This window comes from Mycobacterium kiyosense, from assembly GCA_021654635.1.
Taxonomy (GTDB): domain Bacteria; phylum Actinomycetota; class Actinomycetes; order Mycobacteriales; family Mycobacteriaceae; genus Mycobacterium; species Mycobacterium kiyosense.
Genome location: AP025179.1, coordinates 6,022,149 through 6,042,636 on the forward strand (window position 1 = coordinate 6,022,149; position 20,488 = coordinate 6,042,636).

20 protein-coding genes and 1 pseudogene are annotated in these 20,488 nt (G+C 66.3%); 16 read left to right on the top strand and 5 right to left on the bottom strand.

The features are described 5' to 3' along the window. Window positions 1–5 precede the first annotated feature (5 nt). The 3 genes from L6444_RS28465 to L6444_RS28475 all read right to left on the bottom strand — a co-directional run bounded on the left by L6444_RS28465 (window position 6) and on the right by L6444_RS28475 (window position 4,069). Window positions 6–1,670, bottom strand: coding sequence for a PPE family protein (locus L6444_RS28465; RefSeq protein WP_236978749.1), 1,665 nt, complete (start codon window positions 1,668–1,670; stop codon window positions 6–8). 99 nt (window positions 1,671–1,769) lie between these two features. Beyond that, window positions 1,770–2,804 carry an aspartate-semialdehyde dehydrogenase gene (locus L6444_RS28470; RefSeq protein ID WP_236978754.1) on the bottom strand — a complete coding sequence of 345 codons (1,035 nt, stop codon included), beginning with the start codon at window positions 2,802–2,804 and terminating at the stop codon, window positions 1,770–1,772. After that, window positions 2,804–4,069 carry an aspartate kinase gene (locus L6444_RS28475; protein WP_236978756.1) on the bottom strand — a complete coding sequence of 422 codons (1,266 nt, stop codon included), beginning with the start codon at window positions 4,067–4,069 and terminating at the stop codon, window positions 2,804–2,806. Before L6444_RS28475 ends, L6444_RS28470 begins: the two co-directional genes overlap by 1 nt. Before the next feature lie 249 nt (window positions 4,070–4,318). Between L6444_RS28475 and L6444_RS28480 the strand changes: the two genes are divergently transcribed. From L6444_RS28480 to L6444_RS28500, 6 genes are all read left to right on the top strand, one after another. Continuing rightward, window positions 4,319–5,038 (top strand): IclR family transcriptional regulator, encoded by a 720-nt coding sequence (locus L6444_RS28480; protein ID WP_236978757.1) that lies wholly within the window; start codon window positions 4,319–4,321, stop codon window positions 5,036–5,038. A 362-nt stretch (window positions 5,039–5,400) separates the two neighbouring features. Next, window positions 5,401–6,984, top strand: a complete 1,584-nt coding sequence (locus L6444_RS28485) for a phage tail sheath family protein (protein ID WP_236978764.1) — start codon at window positions 5,401–5,403, stop codon at window positions 6,982–6,984. Between the two features lie 537 nt (window positions 6,985–7,521). Then, entirely contained in the window at window positions 7,522–7,854 is a 333-nt protein-coding gene (locus L6444_RS28490) for an LLM class flavin-dependent oxidoreductase (protein ID WP_236978766.1), read from the top strand. 364 nt (window positions 7,855–8,218) lie between these two features. Then, window positions 8,219–8,731 (top strand): LLM class oxidoreductase, encoded by a 513-nt coding sequence (locus L6444_RS28495; protein WP_236978767.1) that lies wholly within the window; start codon window positions 8,219–8,221, stop codon window positions 8,729–8,731. After that, on the top strand, window positions 8,728–8,883 hold the full coding sequence (locus tag L6444_RS30890; RefSeq protein WP_459551884.1) for a hypothetical protein: 156 nt from the start codon (window positions 8,728–8,730) through the stop codon (window positions 8,881–8,883). Before L6444_RS28495 ends, L6444_RS30890 begins: the two co-directional genes overlap by 4 nt. A gap of 122 nt (window positions 8,884–9,005) precedes the next feature. After that, window positions 9,006–9,767 (top strand): 2'-hydroxybiphenyl-2-sulfinate desulfinase, encoded by a 762-nt coding sequence (locus tag L6444_RS28500; RefSeq protein ID WP_459551885.1) that lies wholly within the window; start codon window positions 9,006–9,008, stop codon window positions 9,765–9,767. A 738-nt stretch (window positions 9,768–10,505) separates the two neighbouring features. Here the strand turns inward: L6444_RS28500 and L6444_RS28505 are convergent. Both L6444_RS28505 and L6444_RS28510 read right to left on the bottom strand, forming a co-directional pair. After that, window positions 10,506–10,856: a hypothetical protein gene (locus L6444_RS28505; RefSeq protein WP_236978768.1), complete on the bottom strand. Its 351-nt coding sequence runs from the start codon at window positions 10,854–10,856 to the stop codon at window positions 10,506–10,508. A gap of 219 nt (window positions 10,857–11,075) precedes the next feature. Then, window positions 11,076–12,402 (bottom strand): annotated as a pseudogene (locus L6444_RS28510) (IS256 family transposase). A 4-nt stretch (window positions 12,403–12,406) separates the two neighbouring features. Between L6444_RS28510 and L6444_RS28520 the strand changes: the two are divergent. From L6444_RS28520 to L6444_RS28565, 10 genes are read left to right on the top strand one after another with little or no spacing between them, the layout of a single operon-like run. Next, the gene (locus L6444_RS28520; RefSeq protein WP_236978770.1) at window positions 12,407–12,997 is read left to right on the top strand and encodes a phage tail protein; all 591 of its coding nucleotides are present in this window, start codon (window positions 12,407–12,409) and stop codon (window positions 12,995–12,997) included. Between the two features lie 25 nt (window positions 12,998–13,022). Beyond that, a complete protein-coding gene (locus L6444_RS28525; protein WP_236978771.1) occupies window positions 13,023–13,748 on the top strand; it encodes a T4 family baseplate hub assembly chaperone in 726 nt (241 codons plus the stop codon). Beyond that, window positions 13,742–14,710 carry a hypothetical protein gene (locus L6444_RS28530; RefSeq protein WP_236978772.1) on the top strand — a complete coding sequence of 323 codons (969 nt, stop codon included), beginning with the start codon at window positions 13,742–13,744 and terminating at the stop codon, window positions 14,708–14,710. Before L6444_RS28525 ends, L6444_RS28530 begins: the two co-directional genes overlap by 7 nt. After that, a complete protein-coding gene (locus L6444_RS28535; protein WP_236978773.1) occupies window positions 14,707–15,966 on the top strand; it encodes a Pvc16 family protein in 1,260 nt (419 codons plus the stop codon). The genes L6444_RS28530 and L6444_RS28535 overlap by 4 nt, the downstream gene beginning before the upstream one ends. Continuing rightward, window positions 15,963–17,150 (top strand): hypothetical protein, encoded by a 1,188-nt coding sequence (locus L6444_RS28540; protein ID WP_236978775.1) that lies wholly within the window; start codon window positions 15,963–15,965, stop codon window positions 17,148–17,150. The genes L6444_RS28535 and L6444_RS28540 overlap by 4 nt, the downstream gene beginning before the upstream one ends. Further along, window positions 17,147–17,923: an ATP-binding protein gene (locus L6444_RS28545; protein WP_236978777.1), complete on the top strand. Its 777-nt coding sequence runs from the start codon at window positions 17,147–17,149 to the stop codon at window positions 17,921–17,923. The genes L6444_RS28540 and L6444_RS28545 overlap by 4 nt, the downstream gene beginning before the upstream one ends. Then, window positions 17,920–18,198 (top strand): hypothetical protein, encoded by a 279-nt coding sequence (locus L6444_RS28550; RefSeq protein ID WP_236978778.1) that lies wholly within the window; start codon window positions 17,920–17,922, stop codon window positions 18,196–18,198. The genes L6444_RS28545 and L6444_RS28550 overlap by 4 nt, the downstream gene beginning before the upstream one ends. Next, on the top strand, window positions 18,195–18,866 hold the full coding sequence (locus tag L6444_RS28555) for a hypothetical protein (RefSeq protein ID WP_236978779.1): 672 nt from the start codon (window positions 18,195–18,197) through the stop codon (window positions 18,864–18,866). The genes L6444_RS28550 and L6444_RS28555 overlap by 4 nt, the downstream gene beginning before the upstream one ends. Continuing rightward, a complete protein-coding gene (locus tag L6444_RS28560) occupies window positions 18,863–19,168 on the top strand; it encodes a hypothetical protein (protein WP_236978781.1) in 306 nt (101 codons plus the stop codon). The genes L6444_RS28555 and L6444_RS28560 overlap by 4 nt, the downstream gene beginning before the upstream one ends. Further along, window positions 19,158–20,474 (top strand): hypothetical protein, encoded by a 1,317-nt coding sequence (locus L6444_RS28565; RefSeq protein ID WP_236978782.1) that lies wholly within the window; start codon window positions 19,158–19,160, stop codon window positions 20,472–20,474. Before L6444_RS28560 ends, L6444_RS28565 begins: the two co-directional genes overlap by 11 nt. The last annotated feature ends 14 nt before the right edge of the window (window positions 20,475–20,488 follow it).

Genomic DNA, 20,488 nt, shown 5'->3' on the forward strand with positions numbered 1-20,488 from the left:
CCCGCTCAATAGGGCAGCCGGCCCACGTTGGTGGTGAGGATTCCCGCTACCCCGGTGCCGCTGTTGAACAAGCCCGACAGGAACCCGCTGGCATCACCAATCGGCAGGCCCAAGAACAGCTCAGAAATTCCGGTGTTGAAGAAACCGGACGTGAATCCGCTGTGCACCGAACCACCCGCCACCGAATTTCCGAAGCCAGAACTGCCACCGGTGCTCGGAGCCGGGCTGATGGAATTGTTGAAGCCGGAGACGAAATAGCCACTGTTGCCGTAGCCCGACACCGTCTCACCGGAGTCTGTGGTGACGCCGAATCCGGTGTTCACCGCGCCCGAATTCCACGATCCCGTGTTGATGTTGCCGGAGTTGCCGCTACCGGTATTTGCACCGCCGGAATTGCTGAACCCGGTGTTGGTGGGGCCACCATTGCCGAAGCCGGTGTTGAAACTGCCGCCGTTGCCGATGCCGGTGTTCACACTCCCGCCGTTGCCGAAGCCGAAGCTGCCGGCTCCGGAGTTCCCGAGGCCGATGTTGGCGGTGCCAGAGTTACCTATCCCCGCGGTATGGACCCCATATCCGCCGGACGTGTCGACACCGGAGTTGAAGATGCCGATGTTGCCCGAGCCGGAGTTGAAGAACCCGATGTTGTTGGAACCGGAATTCCCGAAGCCGATATTGCCGGTGCCGGAATTCAAGCCGGCGAGGACGAACTGGCCTGTTGCCGAGTTGTAGTACGCGCTGCCGACTCCGATCAGGTTGTTCCCGGTCAGCCCGAAACCGATGTTGTTATTGCCGGTGTTACCGGCCCCTTGATTACCGTTGCCGGTATTGCCGATGCCGAGGTTGTTGTTGCCGGTGTTGCCCAATCCGACGTTGTTGTTCCCCTTTGACGGGATCGGCGATAACGGCCCTCCGGCGCCCAACGGTCCACTGTTGCCCATACCGATATTGCCCGAGCCGATATTTCCGCTGCCGAAGTTGGCGCTGCCGATGTTGCCGCTGCCGACGTTGGCATCGCCGAGATTTCCGCCGCCGAAGTTGCCGCTGCCCTTGTTCCCGCTGCCGATGTTGGCGCTACCGGTGTTGCCGTTGCCCAGGTTGCCGGTGCCGGACTTGTTGCCGATCCCGACGTTGGGCAGACCGCTCAACAGGTTCTGCAGCACACTCTGCGCCGGGCTCAACTGCGCGGCGGCCGCGGACACACCGGTGTAGTAGTCGAACATCGCGGCGACATCCCTGGTCCACATCTGCTCATAGAACGCCTCGACAGTGGCGATTGCGGGCGCGTTGAACCCCAGCCAATTCGATCTGACCAACTGCACCAACGCATTTCGGTTCGCTGCAATCTCCAGCGGATGCACGATCGCCGCCCGGGCACTCTCGAACACACCGGCGACCGCATCGGCCTGGCCGGCCAACGAACCCGCGTGCGCCGAGGCGGCGGTCAGGAAACTCGCATAAGGCGCCGCGGCGGCGGACATCGCCGCTGCCGCCGGGCCCTGCCAGGCCTGACCGCTCAATCCGGAGACCACCGACGAAAAAGATCGGGCGGCGGAGTCCAATTCCTCGGCCAGACCCGCCCAGGACGCGGCGGCCTGCAACATCGGTGCCGATCCAGCACCGGTGAACAGGCGCAAGGAGTTGATCTCCGGCGGCAGAATCAAGAAGTTCACGAGTTGGACCTCCCCACGTGCGCCCGATCACGACGCCCTAACCCTATGAGGAAGATGGCGAGAAGGTTTGATATTCGTTTGAAAACCGTCTGAATTGTTCTACAACTGCGCAGCCAGCAGCTCCGCGATCTGGATCGTGTTCAACGCGGCGCCTTTACGCAGGTTGTCTCCCGAGATGAACAGCGCCAGACCACGCCCGTCGGGAACCCCGGGGTCCTGGCGGATGCGGCCGACCAACGATTCGTCGATGCCCGCGGCGGCCAGCGGGGTCGGTACGTCGACCAGCTTCACACCCGGGGCGCCGTCGAGCAGCTCGCGCGCCCGCTCCGGCGAGATCGGTCGGGCGAACTCGGCGTTGATGGACAGCGAGTGCCCGGTGAAAACCGGCACCCGCACGCAGGTTCCGCTGACCAGCAGGTCGGGAATGCCCAGGATCTTGCGGCTCTCCGAACGCAGCTTCTGGTCCTCGTCGGTCTCGCCGGAGCCGTCGTCCACCAACGACCCGGCCAGCGGCACCACGTTGAACGCGATCGGGGCGACGTATTTGCGGGGGGCCGGGAAGTCGACGGCGCTGCCGTCGTGCACCAGACGTTCCGCTCCGTCGATCACCGCGCGCGCCTGGGTCGCCAACTCCTCCACCCCGGCTACGCCGCTACCCGAAACCGCCTGGTAGGAAGACGCGATGAAGCGGGTCAGCCCGGCTTCCTCGTGCAGCACCTTGAGCACCGGCATCGCGGCCATGGTCGTGCAGTTCGGATTGGCGATGATGCCTTTGGGTCGGTTGTGCGCGTCGCGCTCGAAGTTCACCTCGGAGACCACCAGCGGCACGTCGGGATCCTTGCGCCACGCCGACGAGTTGTCGATCACCGTCACCCCGGCAGCGGCGAACCGCGGCGCCTGCACCTTCGACATCGCTCCGCCGGCGGAGAACAACGCGATGTCCAGGCCTGTCGGGTCGGCCGTCTCGGCGTCCTCGACCTCGATCTCCTGGCCGCGGAACGGCAGCTTGCGACCCTGCGAGCGGGCCGAGGCGAAAAAGCGCACCGACGAGGCCGGGAAGTCGCGTTCGTCGAGCAGCGTGCGCATCACCTGGCCCACCTGACCGGTGGCACCCACTACACCGATGGCGACCATTAGCGCCCCGTCCCCGCATACACCGTGGCCTGCTCCTCACCGCCGAGGCCGAACGCCTCATGCAACGCCACCACAGCCTTGTCCAATTCCGTGTCCCGGCAGAGCACCGAGATGCGGATCTCGGAAGTGGAGATCAGCTCGATATTGACGCCCACCGCGGCCAGGGCCTCACAGAACGTCGCGGTGACGCCAGGATGGCTGCGCATGCCGGCACCGATCAGCGACACCTTGCCGATGTGGTCGTCGTAGAGCAGCTGGGTGAAACCGATCTCCTCTTTGAGCGAGTCCAGTTTGGCCACGGCGGTCGGTCCGCTGTCGCGTGCGCAAGTGAAGGTGATGTCGGTCTTGCCGTCCTCGACCTTGGAGACGTTCTGCAACACCATGTCGATGTTGACGTCGGCGTCGGCGACGGCCCGGAACACCTTGGCGGCGTAACCGGGGATGTCGGGGATGCCGACGATGGTCACCTTGGCCTCGCTGCGGTCGTGGGCCACTCCGGTCAGGATGGGGTCTTCCATGGGTATGTCCTTGATCGATCCGACGACGACGGTGCCTAATTTGTCCGAGTACGACGACCGGACGTGCACCGGAAGGTCGTAGCGGCGGGCGTATTCGACGCAGCGCAGCATCAGCACCTTGGCGCCGCAGGCCGCCATCTCCAGCATTTCCTCGAAGGTGACGGTGTCCAGCTTGCGGGCGTTGGGGACGATGCGCGGGTCGGCGCTGAAGATGCCGTCGACGTCGGTGTAGATCTCGCAGACATCCGCGCCCAGCGCCGAGGCCAGCGCGACGGCGGTGGTGTCCGAGCCGCCGCGGCCCAGCGTGGTGACGTCGCGGGTGTCCTGGCTGACGCCCTGGAATCCGGCGACCAGAACGATGCACCCCTCCGCAAGCGCGGCCTGCAGCCGGCCGGGCGTGACCTCGATGATCTTGGCGTTGCCGTGCGTGCCGGTGGTGATGACCCCGGCCTGCGAGCCGGTGAAGGAGCGGGCGTGGGCACCCAGCGATTCGATCGCCATCGCGACCAGAGCGTTAGAGATGCGCTCGCCGGCGGTCAGCAGCATGTCGAGTTCGCGCGGCGGCGGGACCGGGCACACCTGCTGGGCGAGATCCAGCAGATCGTCGGTGGTGTCCCCCATCGCAGAGACCACCACGACGACGTCGTTGCCCTGCTTCTTGGTCTCCACGATCCGCTCGGCAACGCGGCGAATCCGGTCGGCGTCGGACACCGAGGATCCGCCGTACTTCTGCACGACGAGCGCCACTGTCAATTCTTTCGTTCGGATTGGCCGCACTGGGTGCGATCGAGTAAGCACAGAATACTTGGGGCGGCTCGGCACGGACGATCGGCTGTTGCGCACCTATCGGTGCAAGCTTATGGTGAGGAAGCCTTTCCGTCTCACTGCTTTGATGGCGGCCAAATTATGAGCGGCATCATTCCGCGGCTCTACTCGCCTGTCACCGGTCCAGCACCGGCCGTCACAGGTGGGACCGCTGGCACCGACTGTCCGGGATTGGTCGCCGAGCCCGCCGATAAATCTCCCGGCCGTGGCGTGCTTGCCGGTGCGTTTACGCTCCTCGAAGCGCTTGCTCAAGCCGACGACGGGTTGGGGCTCACCGCTCTGGCGCGCGTAAGTGGTCTGGCGAAGACCTCCGCGCACCGGCTCGCGGAGCAACTCGTCGAGCTCGGTGCCGCGCAGCGAGTCGGGCAGCGCTACTACGTGGGGCCACGGCTCGGGCGCATCGGCCAACACTGGCAGCCTGACCCCGAGCTGAGGAAAATCGCCCATGCCCCGGTGCACGACTTGGCCGTCAGCTCAGCGTGCGAAATGTCGGCGCTGGTCGTTCTCTACGGCGACAGACTGCGGGTGATAGCCGCCACGGCGCGGCGAGGCTGCACCTTCTACCCCGATGCGCTCGACCGAGAAACCGTGGCTCGCACGGCCGCCGGCCGAATCCTCTACGCAGTGCGACCCGGGGATCCCCCACCCCCGTCCTGCTGGAAGTCGCACGAATGGCAACAACTTCGCGAGCAGCTCCTCGATGTACGCGCGACCGTGTCCGACCTTCAGGACACAATGCCCGGGACCTGTTCAGTGTCGGCTCCGGTGCGGAACCGTCACGGCGAATGTCTGGGCGCGGTCTTCGCTCTCGAGTACGCGGCTGGCCCATCCCCGAAGCTCGGTGAACTGGTGCTGCGCACGGTCCGCCGGATCGAGGCCGCGTTGCCCTGAAGGACGGGCGGCGGTCCGCTGAGCGGAACGCTTACTTGTCTCATCATTGTGGCGGGTGTGGGGTGAGCAACCTCGGGGAACTGACATGGAGAACGCAGCCGACCTGGGCTACGAACTGCATGGCAAAGATCAACCGGAGCGCCGATCATGCCCTCTGAGGTACCGCCACCCCGAAAGAGGTCGGCCTACCCGAACACACCAGTGATCAACACCGCTCCTGGACCCGTGCTGATCCGCTCTCACGGTCCGCTGAGCGGACCCAAATGTTGCACGGCGACACGGCCTGGGCGCCCAATACCACTGGAGCTCGGAGCAACAGCCGTCCCAGGCGTCGCTGAGCTTCCCGAACAAGGGGGAGCAATATGCCATTACCTCTTACCTATCCAGGCGTATACGTCAATGAACTGCCGAATCCCGTGCGGCCGATCGTGGGCGTGCCGACGTCCGTTGCTGCGTTTGTAGGACTCGCCCCGCAGGGCATAGTCGACTACCCGTTCCAAGTGAACTGCTGGGCGGACTACGAGAACCAGTTCGGCGGCCTGGACAGCGATTGGCCGATGAGTTACGCCGTCTACCTGTTCTTCCTCAACGGAGGCGCTACCGCGTTGATCGTGCGCGCCGACAACCCAAGCGACACCACGAATTACTCCGTGGCCTCCCTCTCGCTGTCCTCCGACATCACGCTTCAGGCCAGCTCGCCGGGCGCCTGGGGAACCAACCTGTGGGCCACGGTCGATACCACGGCCCTAGTCAATCCGGCGGTCAACCAGTTCAACCTGACCATCCGGCAGGTGCAGCAATCGACCTCGGGAGCCCAGGTGGTGTCGCAGGAGGTCTACGCGGGGGCCAATCTGATCAAGGGCACACCTCAGTACCTGCCGACGCTGCTGGCGGGATCGCGACTGGTCACTCCCGCGGCGACAAATGGATGGACCAAGGCCCCCTCGAACACACCGAGCGGCACGTCCGTACCGGGCACGTCGACCCCGGGCGCACAGTTCGCGGCGCCGAAACCCGCAGCCCCAGCGGACCCCGCCGACGACGCCGATGCACAGCCTCCCGTCCCGCTCGGCGACCCCGCCAAGAAAACCGGTATCTACGCGCTGACGAAGGCCGATATTTTCAACATCCTCTGCCTTCCGGTCGATCCCGCGAACACCTACGATCCGACCACCATTCTTGAGCCCGCCGCCGCGTTCTGCGTGCCGCAGCGGGCGATGCTGATCGTCGATCCGCCGAAGGAATGGGCGTCGGTCGCCCCCCTCGACTTCCACGCCATCAGCACTAATCCACCGCTGACACCCAGCGCGAATGCGGCGGTCTACTACCCCAACCTCACGCTCCCCGACAACACCGGCGCCACCATCACCGTCGGGCCCTGCGGCGCGGTGGCAGGCGTATGGGCGGCCACCGACAGCGGCCGCGGCGTCTGGAAGGCGCCGGCCGGTACCGCCGCCGCCATCACCGGAATCACCGACTTCACCGCGCACATCGACGACGGTGAGAGCGGGACCATCAACCCGCTGGCGGTCAACGGGTTGCGCACCATGCCCGCAGCCGGGCCGGTGATCTGGGGTGCGCGAACCACAGTGGGCGCCGACCAGGCCCAGAACCAGTGGAAGTACCTGCCGGTGCGCCGGCTCGCCCTATTCATCGAGGAGTCACTGCGCCGCGGGACCCAGTGGGCGGTGTTCGAGCCCAACGCAGAGCCGTTGTGGTCGTCGCTGCGACTGAACGTCACCGCGTTCATGCAGGGCCTGTTCCGCAAAGGGGCGTTCGCCGGCTCCACACCCGCCGACGCCTACCTGGTGCAGTGCGACGTCAACAACAACCCCCCGGATCAGGTGGCTCTGGGCATCGTGAACGTCTTGGTGGGTTTCGCACCGCTCTACCCAGCCGAGTTCGTGATCATCAACATCCAGCAGCAGCAGCCCGGACAGTCGTAGGCCCAGGAGGAACGATGGCGGAGTTCAGTGTCAATGCCCAGCGGGTGATGTCCCAGGAGCGGTGTAAGGGCGTCACGTAGGCTCCCTGTTTTGCGTTGGTGATTTTATGCGATCGATGACGAATTGGATGCCGCCACGGCGAGCATGTCTTGGTCTTACTTAGATCGCCTCAATGCTCACTGACGCCGGTTTCGGATTGCCGGTCGAATCCGTTGCAGCAGTTGGAAGTCCCGTCGGTGGCAAGTCGACCGTTGTGTCCGACAGACCGTGCATCCGATCACCCCGGCGCGATGGAAAGAATCACCGGAATCATCGAGGTTTTAACCCTGTGCTGCTGATGGCTCGTGAATAGATACTCGATCGGACCGCCCACTCCTCGAACGGGAGGACATCTTTGACCACGACCGTGCCCCAAGGCCGTCAACTGCACCTCGCTGGGTTTTTCTCGGCTGGCAACGTGATCCGCCCGGTGCGTGGCGTCCGTGGGCGCCACAGATAACTCTCAGCGGTGAGTATTACAAGCGGATCGCTCGGACGTTGGAACGCGGGAAGTTCGATTTGTTGTTTTTGCCGGACGGTTTGGCGATCGAAGACAGTTACGGTGGGGATCTTCAGACCGGCGTCGGCCTGGGCGGTCAAGGCGCGATCGCCCTGGAACCGACCAGTGTTGTTGCAACAATGGCCGCGGCGACCGACAGATTGGGTTTGGGCGCGACGGTTTCCACGACGTACTACCCGCCCTACCACGTCGCGCGGATCTTCGCGACGCTGGACCATCTGTCGGATGGCCGGGTGTCCTGGAATGTGGTGACGTCGCTTAACGACTCGGAGGCGCGCAATTTCGGGGTCGACAAGCACCACAAATTTTGATATCCGCTACGTGCCGACGAGTTCACGGGGTCATTGAAGGCTGGCCGGAACTCCTGGGGCGACGATGCTCTGCTGTTGGACAAGGCGGGCGGGCGGTTTTGCCGATGAAAAAGGTCCATACGTTGCTGGGCACCAGTACAAATGGTTGTCGGTTCGCGGCCCGGTGCAGTCCCAGGTCACCGCAGGGCGACCGGTTATGCAGGCAGGATTGTCTGCCAGTCGGCGCTTCGCCGGGCGGTGGGCCGAAGCAGTGCCGTATCTCGCCGAATCTGGACATCATGCGTGCGACCTGTGGGACCTGCAGGCGAGAATGTGGCCGCCGCTGGCCGCGCGATCGGACGAACGAAGGTTTTTCACGGCGATCATGCCGGTCCTCGGAAACTGCGGCCATCATGCCCGAGACCGGCTGGAATACATCAACTCGCTGGTGCATCCTGAGGTCGGTCTGTCGACCCTGTCGAGTCATAGCGGGATTGATCTCTCGGCGTATCCGTTGGACATCAAGTACGCCGATATCGTGGCCGACCTTGGTGACCGGCATGTGCCGACCATGTTGCAGATGTTTTCCGCGACCGCTGGCGGCAGCGACTTGTCGCTCGGGGAACTGGGACGGCGATACGGGACCAACGTCGGGTTCGTGCCGCAGTGGGCGGGAACAGCCGAGCACATCGCCGAGCAACTCGTCAGCCATTTCGAGGCTGGTGCCGCAGACGGGTTCATCATCTCTGCGGCCTATCTGCCCGGCGTCTACGACGAGTTCGTTGATCAGGTGGTGCCGTTGCTGCAGGAGCGCCTGGTGTTCCGCACACCAGTACGAGACTACCTTTACGCGACGCATCTCGGGTTGAGCCGCCCCACCGGTAGGAGCGTGCAATGACCACGACTCCGGTCGAGCGTGATGTCCTGGCCTACAGTAACTGCCCGGTTCCCAATGCGCTGCTGACCGCCTTGGAAGCGGGTTTGTTGGCGCAGGAGGGTATCGCCCTGGAGGTGTTGAGCGGCGCCCAGGGCGCTTTACACTTCACCTAACGACCATCCCGCCTACACCAGGTTCGGTGGGGAGATCCCGCCGTTAGTCAGCGAGGGGCTGCGGGCACCGGGCGTACCCGCCTGGCAAAATTACCCTTCGCCGGGCCTGCAGGAGGCTTTACGTGTGCGCGGACAGTCCGGTGCGGTCGCCCGCCGAGTTGGCGGGCCGCCGGGTCGGGGTCTCGGCGGCGGCGATTCGCATCTTGCGCCGCGAGCTGGGTGACTATCGCCAGCTCGACCCGTGGCGGCAGACATTGATCGCCCTGGGCACCTGGGAGGCTCGGGGCCTGCTGTCCACGCTGGAGCGCGGCGGTGTGAAACTGGGCGATGTCGACCTGGTCGCCATCGAGACTCCCGGCGTGGATCTGCCCGCGGACCGGTTGAGCGCCGCCACCAGCGTCAAGGGCGCCGATCTGTTCCCCGCGGTGGCCCACCACCAAGCCGGCGTCCTAGACGCTGGCACAGTCGACGCGCTGTTCAGCTGGTTGCCGTGGGCTGCCGAACTGGAAGATCTCTACGGCGCTCGTGTACTGGCCGACCTCAGCGGCGACCAACGCAACCTATACGCCAGCGTCTGGACGGTCAGCGCGCAACTGGTCGAGACCCACCCCGATCTGGTGCAGCGGCTCGTCGACGCCGCGGTGCGCGCTGGCCAGTGGTCCCGTCACCACCACGACGAGGTGGTGACAATCCATGCCGCCAACCTCGGCGTGGCGCCCGCGGCGATCGACCGAGGATTCGGCCCCGACTTCGCTGACGCACCTGATACCGCTGGGCCGAATCACCATCAACCTGCTGGACCAGACACAGCGGTTCCTCCTCGACAACGTACAGTCGATCACTTACGGTCGATCTTGAGCAATAGACACACCGGAGGTTCTTAGCCGCAAGCCTGAACCGATCGACACCAGGCGGATCAGCGGCGGCGACCCAACGCGAAGCCCCCGGCCAGCAAGTATCGCCGAGCCCGTTGCCGTAGCGCGTGATCTGGCCCGGACATGGCAGGACGGCCTCATCGAGCGCGACCGTGCGGATCGGCCACCACCGAACGCGAGGACCTGCGCGCCAGCGGCCTACTGTCGCTGGCAGTTCCGCAACAGTTCGGGGATGGGTGCTGACTGGCCCACCATCTTCGGGTGATCGCGGGATCGCCAAAGTAGACGGCTCCTTGGGTCATCTGTTCGGTACCACACCGTGTGCATCGCGTTCATCGAGCTCTTGGGGTCGAGCAGACGAACCGAACGTCTACCGCCAGAGTGGCGCAACGCAACTGGTGGGCCGGCAACGCATCCGGCAGAACAGCGCAGCCACGTGCTGGACTGGAAGGTCAGTGCCACCCCACGAAGACGGAAGCTACTACCGATTTGAAGGCACCAAGCACTTCACCAGCGGCGCCACGGATTCGAACCTGCTGCTCGTCTTTACGGGTAGTTCCGGGCGTCAGCGCAGCAGAGGATCGATCATCACCGCGGTGATCCCGACCGACCGAGCCGGCGTCACAGTCGGCGGCGACTGGGACGCCCTGGAGCATGCGTCGCACCGACAGTGGCACCGTGAGTTTCACGACGTGGAGGTGCGCGCTGACGAGTTCTCGGAATTCAACGCCATCATCAGCGGCTTCTTCAGTTCAGCCCGCCAGCCTGTTCCGGGCCACTGGTCGGCTGAGCTTCGCCAGCGTCTGCCGCTGGGATCGCGCGAGCTCGACGCCGCGCGCGACCACCCGAACCCAAGCCCGCCCGTGGACGCAAGCCGGTGTCGCAGGCGTCGAGGATCCCTACGTCGTGCGCGCCTACGGCGAAATGGGCATTGCCTACCAAGGCGCGGACGCCGCCGCGCGAGACGCCGCGCGACTGTTGCAAACCGTCTGGGACAAAGGCCGACAACTGACCGCCGAGGATCGCGGTGAGCTCTTCGGTGCGTGTCGGAAGCGTTGGGTAATTGACCTCTGGGTCGCCCTCGATCACCAGCCGCATCTTCGGGTCATCGGAGCCCGCGGCACACCCCCGGTACGGATTCGACCGATTACTGGAGAAACATCGCACCCTTACCCTGCACGACCCGGTCTCCTACAAGATCGCGAAGTCGGCAACTACATGCTCAGCCGCTACCCGGTGCCCGGCTTCACGTCATAGCCGTTCGGGTGGAGGCTCGCTCCACCTGGAGAGCAGATAGTCGGCCTGTGACAATCGATTCTATGCGGTGGCAGCTGAATCGGTTGGCGCCACGCCGGTTTCGGCGTGAACTCCCGAATTCCGTTGCGGGAGTTCGGAAAGTGGGTCATGCAGCGACCTGCGCAGGTTGGCCAGCAGCCGCAGCCCGGCGGGCAATCGTGGTGGGCTACGCCACCCGGCCGAGGCGCGATCGAGCACCGCCCACACCAGCTTCAGACAGGAAACCTCGCCGGGCAGCCGACCGATGACCTTGACCCGGCGGCGGGTCTCACCGAACGTCCGCTCGATGAAATTGGAGTGCCGCACCCGGGTCCAGTGCTCACGCGGGAACCGCAGGTAGGCCGTCAGCGAGTCACGGTCGCTGAGCCGGGCCTACGCTGCCGGATAGGAGTCGCGCCAACGCCTTTCGAACACGTCGAGCCGCTTCTGCACATACCCGACCGCGTCGAGGCCGGGCTCGATCGTGTCGGGCACCTCGAAGATCGACCAGTAGTCGGCCTTGACCTCCGCTTGGGCGTTCTTGGGCACCTTGGCCAACACGTTTCTGGCGCGATGCACCAGACACCGCTGCCGCAGCGCCGCGCCCATGGTGCGCTCGACCGCGCCGATCAACCCGGCCGCACCGTCGCTGACCAGCAGCAGCGGACACGCCAACCCACGCTCACCGAGCCCGGTCAAAAACCCCTCCCACGCGTCACCGGACTCGCTTGAAGCGGCCTCCAGCCCGACGAACACCGGGTTGCCGTCGGTGTCGATACCCCACGCGGCCAGCACCGGGTCGGCCGACGCGTTGGCGTGGTATTTGAAGTGGCTGCCGTCGAGGAACAGGTAATCCAGCTCGATGTCGTCGAGCCGGCGAGCGCTCCAGGCCTCGAACTGGTCGCGGATGTCTTCGCAGATGCGCACCGTCGTTTGACACCGCGGCGGTCTCGCCGAGCGCCTCAGTCAAGGTGGCCTGCACATCGCGTGTCGACGGTCCGCGGGCCGGCGATCTGCCAGCGACTCAACGCGATGGTCTTAGTCACCCATACCGAACAACTGGGAGGCGAAAGCGCTCAGCGGTGCCGCGCACGCTCAGCCGCTCAACGTCACCGGAGCCGGCGGTGGTTTTCACCGTGGTCAGGCGGTACCTGCGCATCCCGGCGCCCAGGCGCGCACTGCCTGCGGCCCGCTCATAGCGGTCCCGGCCCAAAAACGCGGTCACCTCGGCCTCGATCGCGGCCTGCAACAGCAACCGGGCGCCGAGCACCGCGACCTGCTCGATCGCACCCGCCAGGTCCTCGCCGCCGGCGAACACCTCATCAATTTCTGCCTGCAACCGCTGCGCAGGCGATATCCTCTTCGACACGGACGTGGGTTCCTTCCTTCAGACTTGCTGGTCTTCGAGGGAACCTACGTCCGAACCCTTTTACACCGCTGGAGGGACACAACCTGCCCAGCGGGTCGATCCCTACAAGAACTTCAAGTTCCGGGTCAAGTGGGACGGCGCCTACGTCGCAGGGATCTCGAAGGTCAGCTCGCTGAAGCGGACCACCGAAGTGGTCAAGCACCGCGTGGGCGCCGACCCGAGCACGACCCACAAATCGCCCGGCCGAACCGAATACGAGGCGATCACGCTCGAGCGCGGGGTGACTCACGATCCGGCCTTCGAACTGTGGGCCAACAAGGTGTGGGACTACCAAAACGCACAGGCACTAGACGCCAACCAGGAGGTGTCGCTCGCGGACTTCCGCAAAGACCTGATCATCGACGTGTTCAACGAGGCCGGCCAGAAGGTGATCTCCTACCACGTGTACCGCTGCTGGGTGTCGGAGTACCAGGCGCTGCCGGATCTCGATGCGAACGCCAACGCCGTAGCGATACAGCACCTCAAGCTCGAGAACGAGGGCTGGGATCGAGACCCGGCCGTGGTCGAGCCGAGAGAGCCTTCGTTCGCCGGTTGATGAAGCGAGCTGACGGGGGAACGCGATGGAGACGAGTGCCGCACGCCTGCTCCAAGCATGGGAAGTGGGGGCCGCCGTTGCGCCGTTGGACCGGGCGCCATCGCTGCTGAGAACTCTCGACGCGCTGCCCGCGAGCGTGCCGGTCGATGAGCTGACGGTCGGTCAATGCGACGCCAGGCTCTTCGAGCTGCGCCGGACGGTTTTCGGAGAGACCCTGGATGCCGTCACGACCTGTCCGGCCTGCCAGACCGAGGTCGAATTGAACCTGCCGCTCGGCGAGCTGCAGCCGACCGGCAAGCATTCCGCCACGTCGACGACGGTGCACGCGGACGGGTACACGCTGCGCTGCCGGATTCCCAGGAATGCCGACCTACGCGCGCTCGATCTTCTCCACGGCCGGGCGACGCCCCGCGACCTGCTGGACCGGTGCCTGCTCGAGGCGGCCTCGCCCGCGGGCGACCCGGTCGCCGCACATCAACTGCCGGACGCAACCGTGGCTACCGTCGTCGAGGCGTTGGCCGACAGTGACCCCGGCGCCTGCATCGCCCTTCGGGTGTCCTGCACGTGCGGTAACCAATGGCTCGACGAGCTCGACATCCGCAGCGTGCTCTGGAACGACCTCACGGAATGGGTTGGACGAATGCTCTCCGAGGTGCATCGGCTGGCCCAGGCCTACGGCTGGTCGGAGACCGAGATCTTGGCTATGAGCGGGTGGCGCCGACGGTGGTACCTGGAGGCGCTGGGATGGTGATGCCCTACATCTCGCGGCTGCGCCCGACGACGGGCTTGCGACCCCGGCCGCGGTCGCGGTTCGAACCGCCGCCCGCGCTGCCCATCGACGGGCCTGCGTCGAACGGCCACGCTCTGCTCGGGCCGCCGGCACCGGACATCGAGCCGGTCACTCCGGAGACCGAGTTCGAGCCGGAACAGTGGTCCCCCGCCGAAAGTGATCCGGCGGCAGCCGAACCGGTCGCCGAACCCATGGTTGCCCCCACGAACCCGGCCGTTGAGGGTTCAGCGCTTGTCCGACCCCCGGCCCACGAACCCGATCCGAACCATCACCTGGTGGCACCCTCCGCGAAAACCCTGGAACCGCCACCGCGCCGGCCCGCCGCCGCGCCGGGTGCCAGCGCGGCCGAACCCGTCGCGGTCGCGAACCAACCGGTCAGGGCGCCCGTCGCAGCGGTGCGTCCGCCCGCCACGGCGCCGCCGCACGCCAACGCGGCCGCGCCACCAGATGCCAAGCCTGCGCAGGTTACCGAACCCGCGCCGTCCAACGGATCGCCACCGCCTATCGAACCGCCGCGGCAGTCCCGGCCCGCCGAGGCCCACCGTCCCGCGCCGACACCCCAGCCGTACCCCGGACCACCGGAAGCGGCGCCGACCGAAACAGGGCCAGAGGGGCCGTCCGACAACGTCCCCGCGCTCGCCAGGTGGCAAGGCGATCTCCGCGTCGACCTGGCGACCACCGAACCGCCGCAGCACCAGCGACCGGTGCACGCATCGTTGCCGGCGCCGCCACCGGCAGTGCCGCCGTCCGGTCACCACCCCGCCCACACCGACGTTTCGGTGACGATCGGCCGGATCGAGGTCCGGGCCCCGGCCGCCGACGCCGCACCGACGCCTCGCCAACCAGCCGGGCCGCGACGCCGTCCGCCCACCCTCGACGACTACCTCGCTTCGAGAACCAGGGCGAGAGGTCGCGCGCGATGAGCAACCATGCCGCGATCGCGGCAGTCACGGCGACCCTGACGAACATGCTCCAGTCGGCGGTTTCGGCAGACGAAGCGGTGAGCAGCGGAAAGGTGACCGCCCGGCCGCCTGACCGGGCGCGTCAGGGCGCAGCGGTCAATCAGGTCAACCTGTTTCTCTACCGGACTTCGATCGACGCCGCATGGCGAAACCAGGACCCGCCCGGCATCCGACCCGGTGAAGTGGGGCAGCCGCCGCTGCCGCTGGTGCTTTCCTATCTGATCACCGCCTACGGCGAAAACGACGACGAGATACTGGCCCACCGGCTGCTGGGCATCGCGATGGGCGTGCTGAACGACTGGCCGCTGCTGTCACGATCGCAGATCGCCAGCGCGCTGCCAGCTCCCGGATCGGGTCTGGAGAACCAGGTCGAGCGAATCCGGATCACCCCCGATCCCCGGCCCCAGGACGAGATCTCGCGCATGTGGGTGACATTCGGGACGGGCTACCGGCTCTCCGTCAGCTACGACGCCGCCGTCGTCCTCATCGACAGCACCCGCTCGCCCGTCGCAGCACCGCCCGTGCTCACGCGGGGACGGCAAGACACCGGCCCGGTAGCCGCCGGCTCCCCCTTTCCCCAGCTTCAACTCGCGGTGCCCCCGAACGGCCAGCCGGCGGCCCAGCCCGGCGACGTGCTGACTCTGACCGGCAGTTACCTCGACGCGGTCACCGCGATAGAACTGAGCCATCCGCTGGTCGATCAACCGGTCGCTTTGACGCCGCTGAGCGTCACCCCGGCTGCGGTAACAGTTCAGCTCCCCGATCCGCCGACCCTGCCGGCTGGGATGGCGACGGTCATGGCAACCTTCGACGCCCTGATGGACCAGACACTGTCCCCCGGCGCCGGACCGGTGACGGTTGCCAGCAACGCCGCACCCGTCGCGTTGGCACCCAAGCTGGTCAGTGCCACAGAACCACAGCTCAAGCTGACCAAAGCCGGTACCGGAAGCTTGACCGTGAGCTGCGTTCCCGCTGTGCAGCCGCATCAGAGCGTCGCCCTGATCGTAGGTAGTCAACTGGTGACGCCGGCGCCGATCCAGACGGCCACCGAACAGCTCACGTTCAACCTGCAGGGCTTCTCGGCCGGCACCTACCTGCTCCGCTTGCGGGTCGACTCGGTGGACAGCATCCCCCTGACCGCTCCCGCGGCAGCCGCGAACGGCAACCAGCCGGCGCCCATGCAATTCGATCCCAACCAACAGCTGGTGCTGACATGACCGCGGCGACCGGAGCTCGCGAAACAACGAACGAACCGGCCGACTGGGAAACGACGAACAATGCCTATCTGACCGCGGGACTGGCGTGGACCCGGGACCAGCTCAGCGGCGCTGCCTCGGATGCCGAGGCGTCACCGTGGTGGGAAATCGGCAGCGAGGCGGAGCCTCCGCCGGCGCTCGAGCTGCTGGGAGATCGGCTCGGGTTATCCCGATTCGAACGCCTCGTCCTGATACTCGCCGCCGCCATGGAACTGGACCCGAACACCCCCGCGCGCTGTGCCGACGCGAGCGGAAATCCGCACACCACCTACCCGACGATGGCGTTGGCACTGACAATGCTGCCCGGCGCCACCTGGGATGTCGTGTCGCCGCAACGGCCGCTGCGGTATTGGCGGCTCATCGAATTCGACGAACCCCGCGCCGATGCATTAACCGCCACCCGGTTCCGCATCGACGAGCGCATCGTCAGCTTCATCAAGGGGCTGAACGTGATGGACGAACGGCTCGCGGCGATCGTCTCCCCGGTGCCGATGGAGCTGACGCCGTCCCTGCCGCCGACGCACGAGCGGGCGGTCGCAGACATCATCGTGGCGCTGACCGAGGAGGGCGACGAGCAGCCGCCTGCCGTCCAGTTGGTCGGAGTGGACGCTTCGGTGCGCCGATACCTGGCCGGCACGGCGGCGCAGCGCCTGGGCCGCGATCTGTATGAGATCACGGCCGAACGGGTGCCGACGCACCCGCAGGAACTGTCCGACCTGATCCGGCTGTGGGAACGCGAGACACTCCTGCTGCCGGTGCTGATGTATGCCGACACGGCGGAGGTCTCCCGCGAAAGCTCGATTGGAATCGACGCGCTGTTCGAACGGGTGCGCAGCCACGTCTTGCTCGGCACCCGCGAACCCCGGCCGCTGCGATCACGCCGCCTGCGCGTAATCGACACGCCCCGACCAACCCCGGCCGAACAGCAGGCGTTGTGGCAGGAACTGCTGCCCGACGACACCGAAACGCCGCAGCGGCTGGCCGCCGAGTTCGACCTGAGTCAGCTGGCCATCACCGACGTTGTGCGCCAGTGCGGCCAAAATGGGAGGGGGTGCGGCGGGCCTCTGGTCGGCCTGCCGCGCGCAAACCCGGCCGCGATTGGACACACTGGCGCGTCGCGTCGAACCGTCGGCGGGGTGGGATGACCTCGTGCTCCCCCGACGCCGAACTCGCCCTGCTGCGACACATCGCCGACCAGGTGCGGGGCCGGGCAACGGTGTTGAGCTCCTGGGGCTTCGGCGAACGGATCACTCGCGGAAGCGCCGTGACAGCGCTGTTCGCCGGCGGCTCGGGCACCGGTAAGACCCTGGCTGCCGAGGTGATCGCCCACGAGCTCGAACTCGACATGTATCGCGTCGACCTCGCGGGAGTGGTGAGCAAGTACATCGGCGAAACCGAGCAAAACCTGCGGCGCGTCTTCGACGCCGCAGAAGAAGGCGGGTCGCTGCTGATGTTCGACGAAGCAGACGCGTTGTTCGGCAAGCGCAGCGAGGTCAAGGACAGCCACGACCGCTACGCCAATATCGAGGTCAGCTACCTGCTGGCGCGGATGGAGGACTACCGCGGGATCGCGATCCTGGCGACCAACCTGCGCCACGCCCTCGACGACGCGTTTCTGCGGCGGCTGCGATTCATCGTCGACTTCCCCTTTCCCTCACCGACCGAGCGGGCCCGCTTGTGGGCGCAGGCGTTTCCCGCCCAGGCACCGGTCGACGAGTTGGACCTCGAGCGCCTCGCCAGGCTCGCCGCCAGCGGCGGAATGATCCGCAACATCGCGATCAACGCAGCGTTCTGCGCGGCAGGACAGGGGACGAGGGTCGGCATGGAACTGGTGCTCGAGATGGCCCGGATCGAGTTCCGCAAACTCGAAAGGCATGTCAACGACGCCGATTTCAGGATCGAGGGAGCACCGGCATGAGGACCGATGTCCGGATCGATCACCTGGTGCTGGACGGGGTCGAATTGTCCCATCGGCAGCGCGACGCCCTCGGGCCGGCGATCGCGCGCGAATTGCGCAGGCTGGCCGACCGGCCAGTAGTTGGCCCGGCGGATCAGGGCGCCGCGGATCGCGGGCGGGACTCGACCGTCATCGAGATCGCACGTCAGGTCGCCGGCAGCGTTCACCGGGCCGTCAGCGCGGTGCGACCGCCGGCGGCAGTGACGCGTTCGGACATTCGCAGGGGACGCCGATGACCACTACCGGCTTCCCGGGGACACCCAAGACGCTGCGCGGCGGCCTGGTGCGAATCGACCCGAACGCGCGGACCCTGCTCGACGTGGTCGTCTTCCAATACAACCCGGACACGCTCACCCGGACGCTTCAGCCACGGGCGATCGGCGGCGAGCCCGGAGATCGACTCGAGGTGCTCCGATTCATCGGTCCCCCGCACGAGACCATCAAATTCGACGCCGAGATCGATGCGACCGACCAGCTGGAGAATCCGGCTGACAGCGCAAACCAGCCGGTCGTCACCTACGGGTTGCTGCCGGCGCTGGCGGTGCTCGAGCGGCTGGTGACACCCAGCGTCGCCGAACTCCTGGCGACCGACGCCCTGTTCGACAGCGGCACGCTCGAGGTCTCGCCGATGGAGGCGCCGCTGGTGCTGCTCGTCTGGGGAGTCAAACGAGTCGTGCCCGTGTTGGTGAGCAACCTGTCGTTCACCGAAGAAGCCTTCGACACCAAGCTGAGGCCCATCCGGGTCAAGGCCAGCATCGAATGCAAGGTCCTGACCAGCAGCGATCTTCCGCTGCAGCACGTCGGCGGAAACCTCTATATCGCCTACCGGCAGGCGGTGGAACAGCTGGCCGCGATGGTGACCAGCTCCGACGTTCGCCCCCTCGGATTGGAACACCTGCCATGAGCGTCAGCCGTTACGCGAATGTTGGGCAGGCGGTGTGGACCGCGCCCGACGGCTCTGAAGTCCCTTACCTACTGCGGCGGCTGCTGCCCGCGCTGGGATCCCTGCCGGCAGGCGGCGAGCACCGGGTCCGCCCCGGCGAACGGATCGATACGATCGCGAACTCCGCGCTCGGGGACGCGACCCTGTCGTGGCTCCTCGGCGACGCCAACCTCGCCACTCGCCCCACCTTGCTCGCAACCCCGGGCCGGCTCCTGGCGATACCGCCGCGGGGCGGCGCGCAAGGAGCCTCAGGTGCCCAGTGAGCTGACGCTGAGTCTCATGGTGGGCATGGGACTGGATCCCGCGCCCCGCGCGGTGATGGAGGCGCTTACCGACGTCAGCGTGTCCGTCGGCGCCGGCGGGTCCACTCCCAGCGGTTTCGATCTCAAGTTCGCCACCAGCAAGCTCTCGCCGATCACCACCCAGCTGCTGCCGACCGGCTATTTCGACCCGCCCACCCGCATTGTCATCGCGGCGACCCTGTCGGGGTCGACGACCGTTCTGATGGACGGCGTCATCACCCAGCAGGACGTGGTGCCCAGCGACGAAGCGGGCAAATCGGTGCTCTCACTCAAGGGCGAGGACCTGACCCGGATGATGGACGTGATCGACTTCAGTTCGATGATCGCCTACCCGGCGATGCCGGCCGAGGCGCGAGTCGCGCTCATCTTGGCCAAGTACCTGCCCGTCTACGGAATCGTTCCGCTTGTCCTGCCCAGCGTGCTGATCAACGTTCCGCTGCCCAACGAGACCGTCCCCCAGCAAAGCGGAACGGATCTGCAGTACATCAACACGCTGGCAGAGCAGGTGGGCTACACGTTCTATCTGCAGCCGGGTCCGGCGCCCGGGATGAGCATGGCCTACTGGGGACCCAAATTGCAGATGGCGATACCGTTCCTGGCCACGCCGCCGCCACTGGCGATCGACTGGGACGGACGCAGCAACGTCGAATCCCTGCAGTTCTCGTTCGACGGCTTCAAGAAGACGCGTTTCTTCGTGTGGGTTCAACTCCCCGACGTCCCGGTCCCCCTGCCGATTCCGGTCCCGGATGTGACGCCGCTCAGCCCTCCACTCGGGCAGAAGGATCCGCTCCCGCTAAAGGTGACACCGCTCAGCGGGCTATCGGGCTACAACCCGATTCAGGCGGCAGCCATCGCACTGGCGAAGACGGCCGACTCGGCCAACGTGGTCACTGGGCAAGGGACCCTCGACGTGTTGCGGTACGGGTCGATCCTGCCGGCACGGACGGTGGTTCAGGTGCAGGGGGCCGGAATCACCTTCGACGGAGAGTATTTCGTCTCCACCGTCACTCACACGATCAAGCCGGGCTCCTACAAGCAGAACTTCACCATGCAGCGCAACCGGCTGGTCGGCGGGAATTCCGCTGATCCGGCGAGTTATGGCCTCGGCCAACAACTCCCGGCATTTTCCAGTTCGGCGGCAACGGCCACGCCCGCGTTGCCTAGCCCAGGCCCGGCCCTGCCGGTTCCGGCGCCCGCCGGGCCGGCCGTTCCCGTGAACACCGGTGCTAGCACCGCGTCGTCCCTGCCGGCCTCACCGGCCGGCTGATCGATCGGAGAGCC